The sequence below is a fragment of the Streptomyces sp. NPDC054783 genome (assembly GCF_053611725.1).
Genome location: NZ_JBSHAY010000001.1, coordinates 790,837 through 809,414 on the forward strand (window position 1 = coordinate 790,837; position 18,578 = coordinate 809,414).

General features: G+C 69.8%; 17 protein-coding genes and 2 pseudogenes. 11 read left to right on the forward strand and 8 right to left on the reverse strand.

The window, feature by feature from the left end; all coding sequences use genetic code 11:
* The first annotated feature begins 11 nt into the window (after positions 1-11).
* From ACWGJ5_RS03665 to ACWGJ5_RS03680, 4 genes are all read left to right on the forward strand, one after another.
* Positions 12-1,298 (forward strand): MFS transporter, encoded by a 1,287-nt coding sequence (locus tag ACWGJ5_RS03665; protein ID WP_453308133.1) that lies wholly within the window; start codon positions 12-14, stop codon positions 1,296-1,298.
* Positions 1,299-1,637: 339 nt separating this feature from the next.
* Positions 1,638-2,567, forward strand: a complete 930-nt coding sequence (locus ACWGJ5_RS03670; RefSeq protein ID WP_453308134.1) for a LysR family transcriptional regulator — start codon at positions 1,638-1,640, stop codon at positions 2,565-2,567.
* 150 nt (positions 2,568-2,717) lie between these two features.
* Positions 2,718-3,431 (forward strand): SDR family NAD(P)-dependent oxidoreductase, encoded by a 714-nt coding sequence (locus ACWGJ5_RS03675; protein ID WP_453308135.1) that lies wholly within the window; start codon positions 2,718-2,720, stop codon positions 3,429-3,431.
* Positions 3,432-3,463: 32 nt separating this feature from the next.
* Complete coding sequence (locus ACWGJ5_RS03680; protein ID WP_453308136.1) at positions 3,464-3,832, forward strand: YybH family protein; 369 nt, start codon at positions 3,464-3,466, stop codon at positions 3,830-3,832.
* 682 nt (positions 3,833-4,514) lie between these two features.
* Here ACWGJ5_RS03680 and ACWGJ5_RS03685 read toward each other — a convergent pair.
* Both ACWGJ5_RS03685 and ACWGJ5_RS03690 read right to left on the reverse strand, forming a co-directional pair.
* The gene (locus tag ACWGJ5_RS03685) at positions 4,515-5,294 is read right to left on the reverse strand and encodes a class I SAM-dependent methyltransferase (protein WP_453308137.1); all 780 of its coding nucleotides are present in this window, start codon (positions 5,292-5,294) and stop codon (positions 4,515-4,517) included.
* Positions 5,291-5,788: a MarR family winged helix-turn-helix transcriptional regulator gene (locus ACWGJ5_RS03690; RefSeq protein ID WP_453308138.1), complete on the reverse strand. Its 498-nt coding sequence runs from the start codon at positions 5,786-5,788 to the stop codon at positions 5,291-5,293. The genes ACWGJ5_RS03685 and ACWGJ5_RS03690 overlap by 4 nt, the downstream gene beginning before the upstream one ends.
* A 253-nt stretch (positions 5,789-6,041) precedes the next feature.
* Here ACWGJ5_RS03690 and ACWGJ5_RS03695 point away from each other — a divergent pair, with 253 nt between their 5' ends.
* Positions 6,042-6,731: a GNAT family N-acetyltransferase gene (locus tag ACWGJ5_RS03695; protein WP_453308139.1), complete on the forward strand. Its 690-nt coding sequence runs from the start codon at positions 6,042-6,044 to the stop codon at positions 6,729-6,731.
* A gap of 350 nt (positions 6,732-7,081) precedes the next feature.
* Here the strand turns inward: ACWGJ5_RS03695 and ACWGJ5_RS03700 are convergent, their stop codons facing one another.
* The 3 genes from ACWGJ5_RS03700 to ACWGJ5_RS03710 all read right to left on the reverse strand — a co-directional run bounded on the left by ACWGJ5_RS03700 (position 7,082) and on the right by ACWGJ5_RS03710 (position 9,697).
* Positions 7,082-7,543: an SRPBCC family protein gene (locus ACWGJ5_RS03700; protein ID WP_453308140.1), complete on the reverse strand. Its 462-nt coding sequence runs from the start codon at positions 7,541-7,543 to the stop codon at positions 7,082-7,084.
* 190 nt (positions 7,544-7,733) lie between these two features.
* Entirely contained in the window at positions 7,734-8,519 is a 786-nt protein-coding gene (locus ACWGJ5_RS03705) for a pentapeptide repeat-containing protein (protein WP_453308280.1), read from the reverse strand.
* Positions 8,520-9,238: 719 nt separating this feature from the next.
* Entirely contained in the window at positions 9,239-9,697 is a 459-nt protein-coding gene (locus tag ACWGJ5_RS03710) for a DinB family protein (RefSeq protein WP_453308141.1), read from the reverse strand.
* Positions 9,698-10,039: 342 nt separating this feature from the next.
* Between ACWGJ5_RS03710 and ACWGJ5_RS03715 the strand changes: the two genes are divergently transcribed.
* The 3 genes and pseudogenes from ACWGJ5_RS03715 (at position 10,040) to ACWGJ5_RS03725 (ending at position 12,221) form a co-directional block, all read left to right on the forward strand.
* Positions 10,040-10,264, forward strand: a complete 225-nt coding sequence (locus ACWGJ5_RS03715; RefSeq protein WP_228617800.1) for a hypothetical protein — start codon at positions 10,040-10,042, stop codon at positions 10,262-10,264.
* A gap of 283 nt (positions 10,265-10,547) precedes the next feature.
* Positions 10,548-11,144 (forward strand): annotated as a pseudogene (locus ACWGJ5_RS03720) (response regulator).
* A 627-nt stretch (positions 11,145-11,771) separates the two neighbouring features.
* Positions 11,772-12,221 (forward strand): spore-associated protein, encoded by a 450-nt coding sequence (locus ACWGJ5_RS03725; RefSeq protein ID WP_453308142.1) that lies wholly within the window; start codon positions 11,772-11,774, stop codon positions 12,219-12,221.
* Positions 12,222-12,427: 206 nt separating this feature from the next.
* On the opposite strand, the gene ACWGJ5_RS03730 is transcribed toward ACWGJ5_RS03725, so the two are convergent.
* On the reverse strand, positions 12,428-12,709 hold the full coding sequence (locus tag ACWGJ5_RS03730; protein ID WP_453308143.1) for a VOC family protein: 282 nt from the start codon (positions 12,707-12,709) through the stop codon (positions 12,428-12,430).
* A 621-nt stretch (positions 12,710-13,330) separates the two neighbouring features.
* Between ACWGJ5_RS03730 and ACWGJ5_RS03735 the strand changes: the two genes are divergently transcribed.
* The 3 genes from ACWGJ5_RS03735 (at position 13,331) to pstS (ending at position 17,599) form a co-directional block, all read left to right on the forward strand.
* Complete coding sequence (locus ACWGJ5_RS03735) at positions 13,331-13,855, forward strand: transglycosylase SLT domain-containing protein (RefSeq protein ID WP_453308144.1); 525 nt, start codon at positions 13,331-13,333, stop codon at positions 13,853-13,855.
* Between the two features lie 333 nt (positions 13,856-14,188).
* Complete coding sequence (locus ACWGJ5_RS03740; protein ID WP_453308145.1) at positions 14,189-15,607, forward strand: MFS transporter; 1,419 nt, start codon at positions 14,189-14,191, stop codon at positions 15,605-15,607.
* An 843-nt stretch (positions 15,608-16,450) separates the two neighbouring features.
* On the forward strand, positions 16,451-17,599 hold the full coding sequence (pstS, locus tag ACWGJ5_RS03745) for a phosphate ABC transporter substrate-binding protein PstS (protein WP_453308146.1): 1,149 nt from the start codon (positions 16,451-16,453) through the stop codon (positions 17,597-17,599).
* Between the two features lie 325 nt (positions 17,600-17,924).
* On the opposite strand, the pseudogene ACWGJ5_RS03750 reads toward pstS, so the two are convergent.
* Positions 17,925-18,125, reverse strand: a pseudogene (locus ACWGJ5_RS03750) (helix-turn-helix domain-containing protein); the annotation flags it as partial.
* A gap of 49 nt (positions 18,126-18,174) precedes the next feature.
* Positions 18,175-18,573 (reverse strand): VOC family protein, encoded by a 399-nt coding sequence (locus ACWGJ5_RS03755; protein ID WP_453308147.1) that lies wholly within the window; start codon positions 18,571-18,573, stop codon positions 18,175-18,177.
* Between the last annotated feature and the right edge of the window lie 5 nt (positions 18,574-18,578).

Consider the following 18,578-nt stretch of genomic DNA (forward strand, 5'->3'; position numbering starts at 1 on the left):
GGGACATGGGCATGAGGAGCGGGCACCGGCTGGGACATCTGCTGGAACATCGGCTGGGGCGGCGGTTCGGGTGGCTCTGGGGAGCGTACGGGACCAGCGCGCTCGGCACGTGGCTCGCCTTCGGCGCGTTCCCGTTGATCGCCGTCCGGGTGCTGCACGCCGGGCCGGCCGAGGTCGCCGCGCTCTCCTCCGTGGGGGCTGCGGTGGGCGCCGCCGTGGCGGTGCCGCTCGGCCCGTGGGTGGAGTTCCGCCGCAAGCGGCCGGTGCTGATCGCGATGGACCTGGTGCGGTTCGCGGCGCTGCTGACGGTCCCCGCCGCGTTCGCGCTCGGCGTGCTCACCTTCCTTCAGCTCCTGCTGGTCTCGGTCGTCGTCGCGGCGGCCGACATCACCTTCCGCGCCGCTTCCGGCGCGTACCTGAAGACGCTGCTGCCGGCCGAGCACCTCCTCGTCGCCAACGCCCGGTTCGAGTCCACGTCCTGGACGACCACGATCATCGGACCGCCGCTGGGCGGTGCGGCGACCGGGCTCCTCGGTCCGGTGGCGACGGTGGTGGCCGACGCGGTCAGCTACCTGCTCTCGGCCCTGGGCATCCGCGCGACGGGCGGGCACGAGCCGAGGCCGGAGCGCCGGGAGACCGTGCGCATGCGGGCCGGGGACCTGCTCGACGGCTGGCGGTACATCCTCGCCGACGCCACGCTGCGTCCGCTGTTCTTCAACACCGCCTTGTTCAACGGCCTGGTGATGGCCGCCCAGCCGCTGCTGGCCGTCCTGATGCTCGGCCGGCTCGGATTCGCACCGTGGCAGTACGGCCTCGCCTTCGCCGCGCCCTCGATCGGCGGGCTGCTCGGTTCACGGCTGGCCCGACCGCTCGTCACCCGGTTCGGGCAGCACAGGGTCCTGGTGGTGACCGGGACGCTACGCGCGCTCTGGCCCGTCGGCCTGGCCTTCCTGGGGCCGGGTACCGGAGGGCTGCTGCTGGTGATGGGCGTCGAGCTCGGGCTCATCTCCTGCTGCGGGGTCTTCAACCCCGTCTACGCCACCTACCGCCTCGAGCGCACCGCGACCGACCGGGTCACCCGCACGCTGTCCGCCTGGGCGGTGACGACGAAGGCCTCGACCGCGCTCCTGACGGCCGTCTGGGGCGTGCTGGGCAGCCTGCTCGGCCCGCGTACGGCCATCGGCCTGGCCGGCGTGCTCCTGCTGGCGACCCCGCTGCTGCTTCCCCGTCGCGCGTCAGCGCATTTCTCCGAACCGGAACCGGAACCGGAGCCGGAACCGACACCGAGCCACACCTGACGGGCGGCCGTCGCGGCGACCGCGGAGGCCGCGGCGACCGCGGAGGCCGTTGCGGTCTGGGCCCGGCAGGGGGGGAGTACGGGCCCGGAGCCTTCTGGGCGAGCTCTGCCTCGTCGTCGGCCCGCCCGGGCCGATGCCGCGCACCTCGTCCGTCGGCCCGCCGCCGGTCGGTGTCGGCGTGTCCGGTGCTTTCCGGAACTCTGGCGCTGATCTCCGCCATGAGCTGCCGTACGACGTGCTCGGCTAGTCGGCGGTGACCCCGTGTCCGTCGATCACCCGCACCGCCGCCCAGGCCGGCCTCCTCGCAGCTGACAGGCGCAGTCCCCCGCCGCGCGTAGCATGGCGCGCGTGGAGTTGCGTCAGCTGCGGTACTTCGTCGCGGTCGCCGAGGAGCTGAACTTCGGCCGGGCCGCCGAGCGGCTGCTCATCGCGGGTCCTTCGCTGTCCCAGCAGATCAAGGCACTCGAACGGGATCTGGGGGTGCGGCTGTTCGACCGGGACCGCCGCTCGGTCTCCCTCACCTCGGCCGGCGCCGCGCTCCTGCCGCACACCCGCGCCCTGCTGGAACGGGCCGACGACCTCAAGCGCCGGGCCGGCCGGCTGTCGGGTTCACAAACGGTGCGCATTGGTTACGTCAACTGGCTGCCGCCGGACCTGGCTTCGCGTACCACCACGGTGGCCCGGGTGCTCGTCGACGCCTGGGTCGCCCCCTCCCATACCCAGGCCGCCCGGGTCGCCGACGGCAGCCTGGACCTCGCTGTCTGCTGGGTGTGTACCGAGGACCTCGAACGGCTCGGACTGCGGGCCGCGCTGCTCGGTGCCGACCGGCTCTACGCCGTCGCGAAGGGCACCGACACGAGCGATCTGCCGGCCAAGGAGATCGACGTCCTCATCGACGAGGACATCACCTCATGGGCTTCGTGGAACGTGTACGCGGAAGAGCTGGCGCAGTTCACCGGGGCCCGCCTGGTGCGCATCTCCGACGGCGCCGTCACCGGCCCCGCCTATTTCGACCACGTGCGCCGATGCACCCGACCCGTCCTGAACTCGCCCAAAGGACAGGTCGACGCGCTCCCGCCCGACCTGGTGCGCCGTGCGGTCGTAGCGCCGAAGGTGTACTGGACCTGGTCCTTGGTCTGGCGCGCGAGTGAGGACCGGCCCGCGGTCCTGGCCACCATCGACGCCCTGCGCGACGGCGTCGGAGACCTCGGGATCCATGCCCCGGACGCCTGGCTGCCGGCCCACGACCCCTACGCGCTCCCCAGCTGACCTGCACTGCGAGCCTGATCCTCGCAGGCGGTAGGAAACGAGTCCCGCCGAACACCCTCCGGCCTTTGACGCCGTCAGCGTGCCCGACCTACTTTCTCTAAATAGTCGACCGGTCGGCTATAGCGGGTCGGTCATCCAGGAAAGGTCACCATGAGCACACAGAACCAGAAGGTCGCGATCATCACGGGCGCGTCGCAGGGCATCGGTGCCGCCCTCGTCGAGGGCTACCGCAAGCTCGGGTACGCCGTCGTCGCCACCTCGCGCACCATCGTCCCCGTCCCCGACGCCGACGTCCTGACCGTCCAGGGCGACATCGCCGACCCGGCGACCGCCGAGCGGGTCGTCTCCGCCGCCCTCGAGCGGTTCGGCCGTATCGACACCGTGGTCAACAACGCGGGCATCTTCATCGCGAAGCCCTTCACCGACTACACGGCCGAGGACTACGCGGCCGTGACCGGTATCAACGTCACCGGCTTCTTCCACCTCACGCAGCAGGCCCTCCCGTACCTGCTCGCCCGGGGCGGCGGACACATCGTCAGCGTCACCACCAGCCTGGTCGACAACGCGGACTCACGCGTTCCCTCCGTCCTGGCCTCGCTGACCAAGGGCGGCCTGCAGTCCGCGACCAAGTCCCTGGCCGTCGAGTACGCCACCCGCAACATCCGCGTCAACGCCGTCTCACCCGGCACCATCAAGACCCCCATGCACCCCGAGGAGACCCACGAGTTCCTCGCCGCCCTGCACCCGGTGGGCCGGATGGGCGAAGCGAGTGACATCGTCGATGCGGTGCTCTTCCTGGAGACGGCACCGTTCGTCACCGGTGAAATCCTGCACGTCGACGGCGGTATGAGCGCCGGACACTGACAGAGCGTCAGATTATCGACGAAGGAGCGGACATGACCACCACACCCGACGACGCAGCGGTCCTCGGCGGAGTTCTCGACCGGTGGAAGGCGGCGGTCGACGCACACCAACCCGACCGCGTCGCCTCCCTCTTCACGGAGGACGCCATCTTTCAGGGGCTGCACCCCTACGGGGTCGGACGACGGAAGATCGCCGAGTACTACGACTCCCAGCCCCTCGGCATGAAGGCGGCATACCGCATCCTCCAGACCAGACGGCCCGCCGACGGCGTCGTCCTTGGTTATCTGGACGTGGAGTTCTCGTTCACGGACCGGCCCCCGCTGGAGGTGAAGCTGTCGGTCCTGGTGACCCGGGCGGCGGAAGGCTGGTACGTCAGCCACTACCAGGTCTCCCGCCTGTGAGGGCGGTTCCTTTGAAAGGACCGGATCATTGAGACGCGGCCCGCACTGCCTCGCGTGATCGTTCCTGCTCGGCAACGGCAGTTGGCGTTGCGACGGCTTGAGACGCTTCGCGTGACTGGAGCGGCAAGCCAGTCTTCTTACGATGTCAGAGTGCCTGGTGTCGTAGCCGGGCCGGTGGTCGCGACCGAGAGCTGCGGCAGACATCGCCGGCACGGCCGACCAACTGCCTCGGCCGACCAAGTGCCTGATCCCCGCTCGGTTCCCCTCCGACTTCCACGGTCGTCAGCAGGCCGCCGGTGTCACGGACCGCGTCGGCGAACCAGATCGCCGAGCAGCCGTTGGAGGGTCCGATCTCCAGTACCGGGCCGGCGCGCTGGAGACGGATCAGCAGGGCGACCAGCCGGGCCGCCTCGGGGGGTCATGTTGCGCAGCCGCAGCAGGCGGTCTGCCAACGGGCCGTCGTGCGCCCGTCCTTCATGGTGGAGATCGTCCAGAGTGCGCGCGAGCTGCTGGTCCACGGAGACTCCCGTCGTCGGACGGGTTCTCATTCCTGACACGTGCGGTGTTGTGCCTACGGAGATCAGGCCGGGCCGGGACGGCTCCCGCGGGCGGTCCGGCAGCACGCTCCGGTCCGGCGGCGTCGGCACGCCAGTGCGGGGTCCGCGCGGCCGTGCCCTGCCGGTCAGGTGCCGGGTTTCGTGGCGTGCAGGAGCTGCAGCCCTCGTGGCCCGGGGACCGCGCACCGGACCTCCAGGCCGGCGTCCCGGCACTGGTCCGCCAGCCAGGCCGGGCTGAGCCGCAGCTTGGGATAGCTGCTGGTACGCAGTTCCCAGCCACCGTCCGTGCCACGAACATGCAGCAGGTCGTGGACCTGGACGGTGTCGTCGTCGGTGTAGTCGAGGAAGCAGGTGAGCAGGCGGTCGTCGGTGCCGCGTACAGGAATGAAGCGGTCGGTGCCCCGGACTTCCCGGGACAGGTCGCGGTAGGTGGCGAGGAACTGCCCGCCCGGGCGGAGTGCGGCGGCGACGTCGCGCAGAAGCCGGGAGACGTCGGCCTTGGAGGGCAGGTGGGGGAGGGTGTCGCCCATGCACACAACCACGGCGGCCGTGGCCGCGTCCAGGACCTGGGGGAGCGCCTGTCGGATGTCGCGGTGCACCGGCCGTATCGCTCCGGCCAGACCCGCGCCGGCGGCGTACTTGGTGAGCTCGTCGAGCAGCAGGGCGCTGGTGTCCACGGCGATCACCGGGGCGTAACCGAGGCGGGCCAGCGCGAGGGTCTGCGGGCCGGGGCCGCAGCCGAGGTCGACCGCGATGTCCCCGCCGGCCTCGGCGGTGTCCGCCGGCAGACCCGCCTCCCGCAGCAGTGCGGCCTGCCCGGAGGCCGCCGCCTCGATGTCACCGCCGAGCATCCAGGTGTAATGCTCGGCGAGCAGCCGCTCGTAGTGTTCGCAGGCGGTGGTCACGGCTGTGTCCCTTCGGTTCCGTCGCCGCTCGCCGCCGACTGTCCGGACAGGACCCAGGCGGCGAGGTCGGCGAGGTAGACGTTGGTGAGCGAGGCATCCAGGGCTGTGCCGAGCGCGGCCCGGTAGGTCGGTGTCGCCTCGGCGTAGCGCCGTCGGCCGGCTTCCGTGACGCTCGCGGCAACCGCGCGCCCGTCTCCGGCGGCGGCGGCACGTACGGCCAGGTCCTGGCCCTCCAGACGGTCGACCAGCCGGGTGACGGTGCTGTCCTTGAGACCGATTCGGTCCGCCAGTTCCCCCATGCGCAAGGCCGGACCGCTGTCCGGCCGGGCGAGCGCGCACAGCGCCCGGTACTCGGACAGCGGCAGTCCGTGCCGTCGCTGAAGCGTTTCGTCCAGGTGCTTCTCCACCCGGCCCAGCAGCCGTACCGCCATGCACCAGCGGTCGTCCTGGGCGTCGTCGGCGGGCAAGGGGTCGCGGACGGGCGATGCGTTCATGAAGCAACATTATCTGCTTGCTCAAGCAAGTGAACAGGCGCAATGCTGACACTGGGCGGGAGCATGACGGGACAGCGGCGGCACAGCGCGGGACTTGGCGTGAGCGGTGTGGTCATCGATGCAACCGATCTTGACCTCCTGGCCCGGGTTCGGAGCAGCACCCCGCGGCGACCGCCGGGGCCGTCGAGCCGGGGCCATCAGGTCCAGCGCCTGAATTCAATCAGCCGTACTCATTGGACTGGGGTTTTGTTTCATGGGCTTCAGGTTGGAGGGACCGGTTCTGGACGGCACGCTCGTGCGTCTGGAGCCTCTGGATCACCGCCACGCGGCGGACTTGGCCGTGGCGGCGGAGGAGGACCGAAGCTCGTACCGGTTCACGTGGGTGCCTACGGCCGCCGAGGTCGAGGAGTACATCGATGCCCAGCTCGCCCGTGCCGCTGCCGGAAAACTGGCCCCCTACGCGCAGGTGGAGCGGGCATCGGGACGAGCGATCGGGGCCACGGCGTACTGGGATCCGCGACTGTGGCCGACAGGCGACGGCCTGTGTGCCATCGAGGTCGGCTTCACCTGGCTCACGGCGTCGGCCCAGGGCACGGGAGTGAACACCGAGGCGAAGTACTTGTTGTTCAGCCACGCGTTCGAGAACTGGAAGGTGGCACGCCTCGACTTGAAGACCGACGCGCGCAACGGCCGTTCACGGGCCGCGATCGAGGGGGTGGGAGCCCGGTTCGAGGGCGTGCTGCGGAACTGGTCCCGGTCGTGGGTTCCGGGCGAACACGGCCGGCTCCGTGACTCCGCGATCTTCTCGATCACCGCAGAGGAATGGCCGGACCGCCGCGCCATGCTCCGAGAGCGGATCACCCGAAGCCTCGAACGACACCGGGGCCTGCGACCGGGAGCCGATCTCCCAGTTCCTGCCGAACCTGATCAGCACCGCGAATGACACGCCCGAGAGCGCTGTGCGGGGCAGGCAGCCCGAGGCCCCGGCGAGGCCGGCTCGACTTCTCCGCCCGGGAGATGGCAGTTCGTTCTGGTCTGCGCGAGCGCTGCGGCGGCCGCCTGACCGGCATGTCTCATCGGGCGGGGCCGGCCCCTCCTTGTGGCTGCCGCCGCAGCCGTGCTGGTGGTGTTCGCGGTATCGGCGGCGCCGCGGGACGGCCGTAAGGCTGTCGGCCAGCCGCAGCCGGAATCCGCCGCGTCCGCACCCGACATCGCCGGGACATGGCGGCTCATCGCCGGACATGGCGTCATCGCCGGGACATGGCGGCGGATCGTAACCTCAGGCAGGTACGGCTATCCGCCTGGCCTGATGCGTCCGCGCCACGCTCCGGACTCTCCTCCGCGCTGCTCGATGTACTGCTTGAAACGCTTCATGTCGCCCTTGACGCGCCGGTCGAGCGTTCCGATCATGTCCGCGGCCCTTTCTGCGGCCCCACTGGGTTCGACATCCATGACGAGTTCCACCCTGGTGTGCATGTCGTCCATGCGCTGGAAGCGGACGGAACCCTTCTGTGACGTGTCGCCGCTCGTGGTGCGCCATGTGATCCGCTCGTCGGGAAGCTGGTCGACGATCTCCGTGTCGAACTCCCGGCGGATTCCACCGATCTTGGTGGTCCAGTGGTTGTGGCGATCGTCCAGCTGCCTGACTTCCTCGACGCTTTCCATGAAGTCCGGGAACTTCTCGAACTGCGTCCATTGGTTGTAGGCGGTGCGAACGGGCACGTCGACTTCCACTGTTTCCTTGACCGTGCTCATCAGTGCCTCCGTTGATCGACCTGGTGCTGAGCCGAGTACCCGGCGAGTCACCGGCTACCACCTCGGGCTCGCGCTACCGCGACCTGGGTCGCTGCCGTTTACGACAGGGGCCGGGTCCGCCCGGACCGCTTCGACGGAGGTGGCGGGTCCGTCACGGGCTGGTGGTGTCCGCCGTCAGCGCTCCCCGCGCCTACCAGTGAGCGGGTCGGCCGAGCGTCAGAGGCAGTTCGGTCGCCGCGTCTCCCTTGGCCGCGTTCAACTGTGCCTGGGTGAGGAACAGAGCGCCGGTGAGGCTGGCCCCGCTGAGGTCGGCGTCGCGCAGGTCGGCCCCGATCAGGTCGGCGTCACGCAGATCGGCCCCGCTGAGGTCGGCGGCGACGAGCAGCGCGCCGCGCAGGCTCGCCCCCCTGAGGTCGGCGCCTGCCAGCTTCGCGCCCATGAGGTCGGCTCCGCGGTGGTTCTTCTTGCGGCCCGGGACCTGGGCCCGGGCCAGCTCGCTGGCTCGCAGCAGCAGTGTGTTGACCTCGCCGCGCAGCGCGTTCACATCGAGCCCGGTGATCGACTCGGCGCTGCCGCGGGTCAGGCCGTCGATGTGGGCCAGCGTCCGCCGCAGCTCCTTGTGGACGGGGCGGGCCGGTGCGAGGTCGAGGGCCTCGGTGACGTAAAAGAGCAGCTCGTGCAGCTGCCGCATGGCCGGGAAGACCTCGAACATGGAGCGCGCCGTCTTCGGTGCCCGACGCCAGTCGGTGCCGCCGAAGGTGATCTGGGACACCTTCTGGCCGGCGCCGAAGCAGTCGAAGACGGTGCAGCCGGGGTAGCCCTTGTCGCGCAGCCGCTCGTGGATGCCGCAGCGGAAGTCCGACTGGAGGTTCGAGCACGGCTGCCCGGCCGGCTTGTTGACGGCGAAATCGGCGGAGCGGGCGAAAGGCAGGGCCACGCAGCACAGGCCGAAACAGTTGGCACAGTCGGCCTGCAGGTCCTTGCGATCCTGGGCGGTCCCACGCGCGTGGGCGCTTCCGCCGTTCCGGGGTGCCTCGGAGTCGTGGGATGCCCTGCGGTCGTCGCCCCTTTGGTCCGGTCGCTCCTTCCGGCGGTTGTGCCGGTTCTTCCCGGTCTGCTGCGCATTACGGTCCTGGCCGACGGTGGCGCGCTCGCGGCCCTGAGCCGTGGAGGCGGCACGTCCCCGGCCCTGAGTCCCGGACGGGTGCTTGCGCTCTCCCGCCTCGGACGGCCGCCCCTGCCCGTCGGCGGCCGAGGAACGCTTGGTTCCTCGCGAGGAGGAGGGCTGCTTGCGCACCTCGCCCGCGGCGGGGCGCTTGCGCTCCCCGGAGGAAGAGGGGAGTCCGTGCTGTGGCGACACCGTGTGTACTCCTGGTGGGTGATGACCACCGCATACCGCGGCGCTCCGAGAACGCCCTGCATTCTCGCAGACGGCACGCGATACCCCGAGCGACGGCGGCCGGGACCGCTGACGGCCGGCCTCGTCGGGTCCGGCGCAGCGGTGCAGGCTGGGCCCGGGCGCCGGCTCCCGTCTTTCTCAGTCGACGTGGACGGGCAGCTGCAGATCCTTTCTGGGCGGACGCCCAGGCCGGACAGCCCTTCCTCAAAGACGCGGCCGCCAGGGCTGAGCACCAGCGCAGGCGATCCGCTGTGAGCGGGGAGTTTGCGGGGGCGGGGGCGGGGGCCTCTGCGGACTCAGGCGCCCACGGTTCCGTCGATGCCCTCGCGCAGGAAGTCCGCGTGACCGTTGTGGCGGCCGTACTCCAGGAGCACGTGCACCATCACCATCCGCAGCGATACTTCCTCGTCCCATCTTGGCTGGTACCCGGCCAGGTCCAGGGATTCGGCCTTCTGCTCGATGCGGCGCGAGTTCTCCACCTCGGCCTCCCAGGCTGCGAACGCCTCGGCCCTTGTCGAAGCGCTCGCGTCGTACGCGGCCTGGAAGTCGATCTTGTCGGACCAGACCATGGGCGCGTCGTTGTCCTCGAACACCCGGCGGAACCAGGCACGCTCCACCTCAGCCATGTGCCGCACCAGACCGAGCAGCGAAAGCGTCGACGGCGGCATCGACTGCTGTCGCAGTTCCTCATCGGTAAGCCCGTCACACTTCATCGCGAGGGTGGCACGGTGGAAGTCGAGGAACGCCCTCAACATGTCTCGTTCGCTGCCGAAGTTGGGGGGTCCTGTGCGATGGTCACTGACCACTGGTCGTACTCCTCGTCCGTGCGTGCATTAAGGGCCAGTATCTACTCCCCGGGGTCGTCGTCCGGCGAGGTCCCTGTGCGACAACGCGGCGCAGGGGGGTAGGACGCGCTCTGGCCGGGGGGCGTCGGTGTGCCGTGAGGCGCCGCGGCGGCGAGACGCGCTGTCCGGACGCTGTATCCGGCCTCATCACGAGACGGACAACAACACCCGGGTCCAGAACGGGACCCGCAGCCGTCGACCCCTGCCCGGCTGGGACGGCGGAGCGTGAAGACCGTTTTCTACACTCACCGGATGAGCAACTACACGTGCACACAATGCGGCACCGTCGGTCTGGTGGAAGGTTTCATCGAGGACGCCGGCGAGCACTCGCGTGGCTACGCCCGGTGGATCGAAGGCGCCCTGGAGAGGGGGATTTTCGGGGGCGCCAAGCGGATGGGCCGACCCCGGCGGCAGATAGAGGCGTTCCGCTGCCCCAAGTGCGGGCACTTGGAGCTGTTCGCCACCGGCGAGGTGTAGTCGGCCCTCGATGTTCCCTGTCGCGACCCCTACGGGCGTGTGTACGTCGGACGCCGGGGGCCGTGTGACCAGGCCCCGGCTAGCCGCAGGGCCGTTCGGTGTCGCCCCGCCGGATTTCGCCGCGTCGGGCCGCCACCAGCTGGGGGTGTGGCTTCCCGCCGCCGGAGGTGCCTCATCGACACTTCAGCAGGAGTGGCCTTCTCAAGGCCGGAATGGCTGCGGCGGGGCGGCGACTGGGTCACGTGTCGCATGCGGGCGGCGGCCCGGGCGGGAGGATGGCCGAATGGAGGGAGTCGGTGCGTGGCGGGGAGCCGACCTGGAGCCGGTGCCGATTGAAGCCGGGGCCGGGGCCGAGGCGGTCCGGATTGCCACTGATCTTCACCCCGACGTCGTGGTGACGGGCATCCGGATGCCCGTCATGGACGGCATCGAGGCGACCCGGCTCATCAAGGCGGGTGCCCCGGCCGGCGTGGTCATCCTCACCACCTTCGACGACGACGAGAACGTCTACGCTGCGCTGCACGGCGGCGCAAGCGGCTTCCTGGTCAAGGACATGGTGTTGGACGACATCGTGACGGCGGTCCGCGTCGTAGCCGCCGGCGACATCCTGACCGCACCCGGCGTCACCGCCGCCTCATCCAGGACTTCACCGGCCGGGGCGTCGCCCCCAACCGACGCCGACGTGAGATCAAGGGGATCACCGACCGCGAACGCGAAGTGCTGACTCTTGTCGGACGCGGCATGTCCAACGCCGAGATCGCCGCCCACCTACCTCAGCGCGGCCACCACCAAGAGCCACGTGGCGCGGTTGCTGACCAAGCTCGACGCCCGCGACCGAGGCCAACTCGTCATCGATTCCTACGAGTCAGCCTTGGTCTGACCGTCCGAGTTCAACCTGGCCCGCCATTCACCGATGGGCCAGGTCGTCTCTCCCAGAGCGACGGATCGGAATCGAGTGGAGGAGTGCTGGCCGAACTCGCGTGCTGAGCGCTCCGAATGGCCGCAGGCCAGGGTCGGGACGATGGCGAGGAGCGGGTGCGGGCGTGCCGGGGATGGGCGTTGGCGCTCCGGCGGAGGGCGTCGGTTTCGAGGGCGTGCTGCCGGATGACCTCGTCGTACAGCGCGAGCGTGCGGCGCAGGTCGCTGTTCTCCTGTCGCAGTCGGCGCAGGTTCGCCTCTTTCCGCTTCTCCAGCTCAGCCGGCTCAGTGGGCGGCGCCTGCCGGGCGGATGCGGGGGCACGGGGCGGCGTCTGCGACGACCACATCGACGCCTGCGCCGACGACCTGCCCAGGCAAATGGGCCAACTGGACCTGGACAGGCTGTCCGTGTTCGACCTGCGCGACGTCATGGGCGATCCCTCGCACGACATGAAACGTGCTGGCGTCGTCGGCCGGCCTGCTGTTGCTGCCCGCAAGACGTCTCTGGCGAACAGGGCACAACCCTTTGGCGGCCTCGGGGGTCACACCAGGTAGGAGCAAACACCTCCAACAGTCGCAAGGGGGAAATATGCGATTTGCTCGTTCCGCTTTGGCCGCCACCGCACTGGCGGCCCTGTCGGTGGGGACCGCGACGGCCTTGGCAGCACCGGCCTCGGCCACGGCCAACACCACACCGCAGAAGGTCTGCGGAAGCGGCTACAAGACCGTGAACTCCGCGCCCGTCGGGTCGTTGGGCACCGTCTATCTGACGTACAACTCCGCCAACGGAAAGAACTGCGTCGCGACCATCCGCAGCAACCCGGGTACCGTCGTGGCCATGTCCGCATGGATCTATGTCTCCGCCACCGATCAGGGTGACCAGGACTACGGGCAGTACACGTCGTACGCGGGGCCGACCTACGTCTACGGCAAGGCTCACTGCGTCGACTGGGGTGGCAACATCAGCAACGTGTACGTCCAGGTGACCGGCTCCAACTGCGGCGCTCTGAAGGAAAGCAGGGTCACCTTCACCCGCTGACTGGCCGGCGAAGTGGTCCGGCGTGTCCTGGCGGAACACACCTTGTTCCGCCAGGGTCCGTCGGACACGTAGGAGCGTTGGAGGGCAACCACATCCCCGCGACGGCGGCCTGTGAGAGCAGGCCGGCCCCCCTTGAAGCGGGCGTCAGCTGCTTGCCGCGCGGCAGCGGCTGGGAGGGAGTGATCTGTCGGCAGGGACGCCACAGCTCAGAGAATCCAGCTGCTGGACACCCCGGCCACCCCGCGCCGGGCAACGGCCGACATCACCACCAACGACTGCGCTTCGTTGCCTTCCCGGTCGGCCAGTACGGAGTACGAGGGAGCGTGGGCGTCGGTCACCAGGCGCCCTCCGGCGGCGATGGCTACGGCTGAGCGGGTTCCGGCTTGGTCATAGGGCACCCAGACGTCGATGTGAACCCGGTTGCGCCGAGCCTGGTGCGTCCATCTGCTGGAAGTGGGACGGTGCCCCGCGGCGGTGCGGTCGACCAAGTCCTCAGGGTTGTTCGCCCGGTCCGAATGACCGAGCAGTGAGCGTCAGAACCGGACTACGGCCGGCCCGGCAAGGGCGTCGAAGGTGACCTGGACGGTGTGTACGGCGGACGGGCGGTCCGTGGGGATGCCGAGCGCGCGTGCCACGGCCGCGATGTGAGGCCGGGCAGTTCGTCCATCGCTTGCACGAGGTTCGCGCCGGCGGTCAGGGATTCGGAGCGGAAGTACGCGCAGGCCCCCTGACCCAGGACACGGCAGTCTTCCAGGCCGCGGTCTCGTGGAACTGCTGCTCGCTCTTCGGTGCCTAGGGGGCTGCCAGGCGTGACGGTGCCCACGAGAGCGGGATCACATCCTAACCAGCATCGTAGGACGAGATGCCCCTGAACAGGACAGATGTCACTACAGTTTCCGATTTAGGTCCATTTGCCCGCAGTGGGGTAGTAGGTCACATCATTGCCTTCCGCCCTGGCCGCCGCTAACCATGGCTGTCGTCGCCGGGAGCCGGAACACGCACCCAGCGAACCCCCCGAGGTCTGCCCCGCATCCGCGCGGGCAGATCGACGCCGCCGCAACGAACAGCGGCCGGCACCGCCCATGTCCCCGCCGGAGAGTTGCTTTCGTATGATCATGACCACCCGCACCCGCATCGCCCGCCTTCGCACCCTCGCCCTCACCGGCATCACCACCACGGGCGCCGCAGCCGCCGCCCTCACCCTGATGCCCGCGAACGCACAGGCCGCCGAAGCGACGCAGGTGCCCGCCTCCTCGGTGGTCACGGCCTCCTCGACCGGCAGCGGCACCACCGCCCAGTCCACGAGCGGCTCCGCCAACAGCCTCGACGGCTGGATCAAGCAGTCCCTGCAGATCATGAAGGCCAAGGGCATCCCCGGCAGCTACGAGGGCCTCAAGCGCAACATCATGCGCGAGTCCGGCGGCAACCCCGGCGCCCAGAACAACTGGGACGGCAACGCCCAGAAGGGCACCCCCTCCAAGGGCCTCCTCCAGGTCATCGACCCGACCTTCAACGCCTACCACGTCGCCGGCACCGCCAAGAGCGTCACCGACCCGGTCGCCAACATCACCGCGGCCGCCAACTACGCCGCCCACCGCTACGGCTCCATCGACAACGTCAACTCCGCCTACTGATTCCGGCCCTGCACACGCGGACAGAGCACCGCAGCTGAGGCGGGTCCACTGCCGGTGCACGGTCGCCATGGCAAGGCTTGTCCACGACGACGCCGCCGCTCTTGCGAGCGTCTGGAGGGCGACGGCCGGGTGTGGCACCGGCCCACCGCGCAGGCGGTCAGCACGCGCGAGACACACAGCGTGATCGACAAGCGTTCTACCGGCACACCGCGCTGTCCCGCAGCCCCCGCAAGCCGTGAGGCACATCAGCCCGGTCTTCCCGGGCTACGGGGCACACGTCCCTTACTGTGACGTTCGATTGTGTACGTCCGTGCGCGGGATGGGGTTGAGACCGTGGCGTTCGCGGAGCCGAGCGACGGCAGTGAGTCCCTGTCCCCTCACAAACCGGCCCGCCGGCCCGAGCGGCGGATGTGGGTACCGCTCCTTGCCGTGTGCGCCGGGTATTTCATGGTCATCCTGGACGTGACGGTCATCAACGTCGCCGTGCCCGTGATCGGCCGGGACCTTCAGACCTCGCTCACCGGCATCCAGTGGATCACCGACGGCTACACCCTGGTCTTCGCCGGCTTCCTGCTCACCGGCGGCGCACTGGGCGACCGGCTCGGCAACCGACGGGTCTTCTGTTGGGGCGTGGCCGTGTTCACCGCGTCCTCGGCCGGGTGCGCCCTTGCGCCCGATGCGCCCTTCCTGGTCGCCGCCCGACTGCTGGAGGGGCTCGGCGCGGCGCTGATCGTGCCCGGTTCCCTGGCCCTGCTCCAACAGGCCTACCCGCTGCCGACGGAACGCTCGCGGGCCTTCGGACTGTGGGGTTCGATGGCGGGCATCGCGGCGTCGGCCGGACCGTTGCTGGGCGGCCTTCTCGTGTCCACGGTGGGATGGCGCTGGGTCTTCCTGATCAACCTTCCCGTCGGTGCGGCCTGCCTGCTGCTGACCCTGCGGCACGTGGCGCGTTCACCCCGCTGTGCAGCCCGGGCCCTGGACTGGCCGGCGCAGTGCGCGGTCGTGGCGGCGGTGGCGCTGCTGACCGCGGCGCTCAACGAGGCCGGACGGCGTGGCTGGACGGCCCCGGTCGTCCTCGCCGGGGTGGGCCTGGCCGCCGCGGCCGGCACGGCCTTCGTGGTACGTGAGCGGCTGGCCGTGTCGCCTGTCGTGCCCCTTCGCCTACTGCGCTCCCGGGCGATGAGCGGGGGAGTTGTCATCGGCCTGCTGTTCAACTTCGGCTTTTACGGCATGGTGTTCACCGCGAGCCTGGAGTTCCAGCACCAGCGCGGCTTCAGCGCCCTCGGCACGGGACTGGCGCTGTTCCCGGCGGTGGCGATGACCATGTTCGCCTCCGTCCTGTCCGGGCGGTTGGCCCGCCGTACGGGTGATCGTCCCCTGGTCGTCACCGGCATGCTGCTGGCCGCCCTGGGGCTTGCGGGCTGGGCCGCGGCGGGTGCCGATCCCGCCTACCCGCTGCTGGTGGCCCCGATGATGGCCGCCGGATTCGGCACGTCCTTCGCCCTCACCGGCTCCACCGCGACGGTGATGGGCGCCGCGCCTGCGTCGTACTCAGGCGCCGCCTCCGCGCTGTTCAACACCGCCCGCCAGATCGGCAGCGCGACCGGCGTGGCGCTCGGGGGCAGCCTGCTCGCCACGTCCAGCCACTACGCCACCGGGCTGCGCACCAGCATGACCCTCGGTGCGCTCGCCTACCTGACCGCAGCGGTCCTCGCGTGGTTGTGCGTGCCGACGACGCCGCGATCAACGTAGCGAGGGGTCCTGTGCGCCCCGGCGCTGCTTCCCGGCGGCGGTGAACGCCCTGGGCGCGCGCAGATCCCTCGAACTCGCCGACGCCGACCCTGCAATCGCCGGTGCCGTGATCACCGGTTCCGCAGCTGTCGTTGCTTCTCCTGCCGGGCCGTCGGCATCGCATTCACCTCTGTGGACGCGTTCGGTCCCTTCGGACGGGCCCGGTGCACCGGCTTCGGCGAGATCGCCCACCGTGAACCCGCCGTGCGGCCGAGCCACGACCGCCTCGCCGGCCTGGCGCCACGCACTCCCCGCGCACGCGTCCATCCAAGGCGCAGGTGGTGGCGGGCTCAGCACTGGATCAGCGCAGTTCGCGACCAGGTGATCACCCTGGCCTGGCCATTCCGGTCCGGTCACCGGCGGGGCGGAACTCCGGCGAGCCCTGGAAGCCGTCCTGACTTCACTGGGCGCAGAGCTGCACCGCACCGATCCGGCGCCGGCTGCGCGGTTTGCGGCGCGCCCGGAAGGTGCCTGCAGTGCGGCCAACCTCCCGTGCGGGCTCACTGTCGGTACCGGCGCCGGATGGCTGAGTAGCGCGCGCTGTGGGCGACACACGCCGGTCTGCCGAGCCAGGGTTCGTCGACAACTTCGATCTTCCCCCGTTTGCGTCAGGGGCTCGCGCCGCCCAGTCAGAAGATCGGACACGCTTCGCGATAGTTTGATCACGCACAGCTATCTTCCCTGGCTACAACTGCCATGCGGGGGTGAACCCGCCGTAGACCATTTCCAGCCGCAGTGACCTCGTACCCCGCGCCGCCGCACGCCCTCGTCGTACCGGCGGACTCCAGGAAGGGACACCCGAGAGTGAAGCCTCACCCCAAGAGCCGGACGCATCCACTGGCCATTGGCGCGGCAGCGGTCTGCGGGGCTCTGCTCCTGGCCGGCTGCGGTGCGAAGCACAAGCCGTCCGACTCCTCCAGCAGACCACCTGCCAGCCCCTCCGGTTACACCGCCAAGGCCGGTGGCATCGCCTGTGGCAAGGCGGCGAGTCTGCTGGCATCCGGCTCCACCGCCCAGCAGTACGCGATGCGGTTCTGGATCAAGAGCTACACGCAGGCATGCCCAGGAACCCGGATCGCCTACCACGGCACCGGTTCCGGAGCGGGCCAGACGGAGTTCCTGCACGGCCGTACCGCATTCGCAGGCTCCGACTCCGCGCTGAGCCCCGCTCAGATCACCCGGTCCAAGAGCGTCTGCAAGAGCGGAGGGAATGCCATCGACCTGCCGATGGTCGGCGGCCCGATCGCGGTCGGCTACAACGTACAGGGAGTCGCCAAACTGGTCCTTGACGCCCCAACCCTCGCGAAGATCTTCGACTCACAGATCACCAGCTGGGACGATCCCGCGATCGCGAAGCTCAACCCGGGCACGACCCTCCCGAAGACGCCGATCCAGACCTTCCACCGCTCCGATGCCTCGGGCACGACCGACAACTTCACCACCTACCTGAGCACCACCGCCTCCAGTGCCTGGCCGTACGCGCACGGCAAGCAATGGAGCGGCAAGGGCGGCCAGTCCGCCGCAGGCTCCTCAGGCCTGGCCACCAAGGTCAAACAGACAGCGGGCGCGATCGGTTACTTCGAATTGCCGTACGGCATCAACAACTCCATCCCCACCGCCTCCATCGCCACGGGTGCGCCTTCTCCCGTCGACCCCAACATCATCAACGCGTCGAAAGCCATCGCGGGCGCGAAGGCCGCCGATACGGCGGGCGACATCAGGCTCACCATCGACTACACAACCAAAGCGGCGGACGCCTACCCCATCGACATGGTCACCTACGAAGTCGTCTGCAACAAAGGCAACAAACCGGCAACCTGGCCCGCCACCAAAGCATTCCTCGACTACATCGCCAGCGACAGAGGCCAGCAAGATCTCAGTTTCCAGGGTTACGCCACACTCCCCGCCAGTGTCATCTCCCAAGTCCGAACCACGGTCAAAAGCATTCCCTGACTCAACCGGTGGCCGGAGAGCGCGTCGCACCTTCGCCCGGTCTCTCGCTCATCCCTTTCCACCCTGGGCGAGTCGAGACAGACCGTCCGGCGAGGCGGGCGCTTCAGGAATCCGCGGCGGCCGGTGCGGGAGGGCTGCGGCTGCCGGCCGGGGGCTGGCGGCCGCCGACGAGGTCGAGCGGAAGCGGCGCGCGTGCGGCCTCTCGGGGCGGGCGGATCGGCTGCGAAGCACAAGATTCCGCTCCACTCCGAATTCCTGGTGCCTCACGCTCCTCGCCACGTTGGGCCGCCCTCATCCGCATGCCTCACACATCGCGAGGTACGACCAGTCCGTTCTCGCCGTGCGCGCGCCAGCGGGCGTACCACTTGGCCAGGCAGCGGCGGGAGGGTCCGGCTTCCGCAGCGACGTGTGCGATCGGACGTCCGGCGGCGATCCGCAGGCACAAGCGCAGACGTCCTTCGGGGGTCAGCGGTGCGTTCCGATGTCCCCTGCTGGTGGCGCTCCTGGACTCGGCGGCCGCGTTTATCGGGGGCCCTGGGATCTCAGGGCCCCCGTGTGAGCGGCTGTGCGTGGCGTCAGCGTGCGAACTTTTCGACAGCCGCCGGGGTGACGGGGGTGAAGAAGTTGACGAGGTTGCCGTCGGGGTCGCGGAACAGCAGCGACCGGTTGCCCCAGGGCATCGTGGTGGGCCCGTTGACGAAGTCGGTGACGAAGCCGGTCAGGTTCTGGTGGACGCGGTCCACGTCGTCGACGAGGAACTCGGTGATCACGCTGTGGTTGTCCGCCGGGCGGGCAGAGCCCGGGGCGAACAGCGGGACGGTGCGGGTGCCGGCGATCGCGAGGGTGGCGCCCGGGGTCTTGAGTTCGGCGAAGTCTTCGGTGGCCCACGTCGCCCGCGCCCCGGTGGCGCGCTCGTAGAACTCGACGAGGCGCGCTACGTCACTGGTGATGATGCGGATCGAGACGAAGTCCATGGGGA

Coding starts and splice junctions, on each gene's coding strand:
- ACWGJ5_RS03715 (WP_228617800.1), top strand. CDS start 10,040: ATGAGCAACTACACGTGCACACAATGCGGCACCGTCGGTCTGGTGGAA.
- ACWGJ5_RS03665 (WP_453308133.1), top strand. CDS start 12: ATGAGGAGCGGGCACCGGCTGGGACATCTGCTGGAACATCGGCTGGGG.
- ACWGJ5_RS03725 (WP_453308142.1), top strand. CDS start 11,772: ATGCGATTTGCTCGTTCCGCTTTGGCCGCCACCGCACTGGCGGCCCTG.
- ACWGJ5_RS03755 (WP_453308147.1), bottom strand. CDS start 18,573: ATGGACTTCGTCTCGATCCGCATCATCACCAGTGACGTAGCGCGCCTC.
- ACWGJ5_RS03680 (WP_453308136.1), top strand. CDS start 3,464: ATGACCACCACACCCGACGACGCAGCGGTCCTCGGCGGAGTTCTCGAC.
- ACWGJ5_RS03700 (WP_453308140.1), bottom strand. CDS start 7,543: ATGAGCACGGTCAAGGAAACAGTGGAAGTCGACGTGCCCGTTCGCACC.
- ACWGJ5_RS03710 (WP_453308141.1), bottom strand. CDS start 9,697: ATGTTGAGGGCGTTCCTCGACTTCCACCGTGCCACCCTCGCGATGAAG.
- ACWGJ5_RS03670 (WP_453308134.1), top strand. CDS start 1,638: ATGGCGCGCGTGGAGTTGCGTCAGCTGCGGTACTTCGTCGCGGTCGCC.
- ACWGJ5_RS03675 (WP_453308135.1), top strand. CDS start 2,718: ATGAGCACACAGAACCAGAAGGTCGCGATCATCACGGGCGCGTCGCAG.
- ACWGJ5_RS03695 (WP_453308139.1), top strand. CDS start 6,042: ATGGGCTTCAGGTTGGAGGGACCGGTTCTGGACGGCACGCTCGTGCGT.
- ACWGJ5_RS03690 (WP_453308138.1), bottom strand. CDS start 5,788: ATGAACGCATCGCCCGTCCGCGACCCCTTGCCCGCCGACGACGCCCAG.
- ACWGJ5_RS03735 (WP_453308144.1), top strand. CDS start 13,331: ATGATCATGACCACCCGCACCCGCATCGCCCGCCTTCGCACCCTCGCC.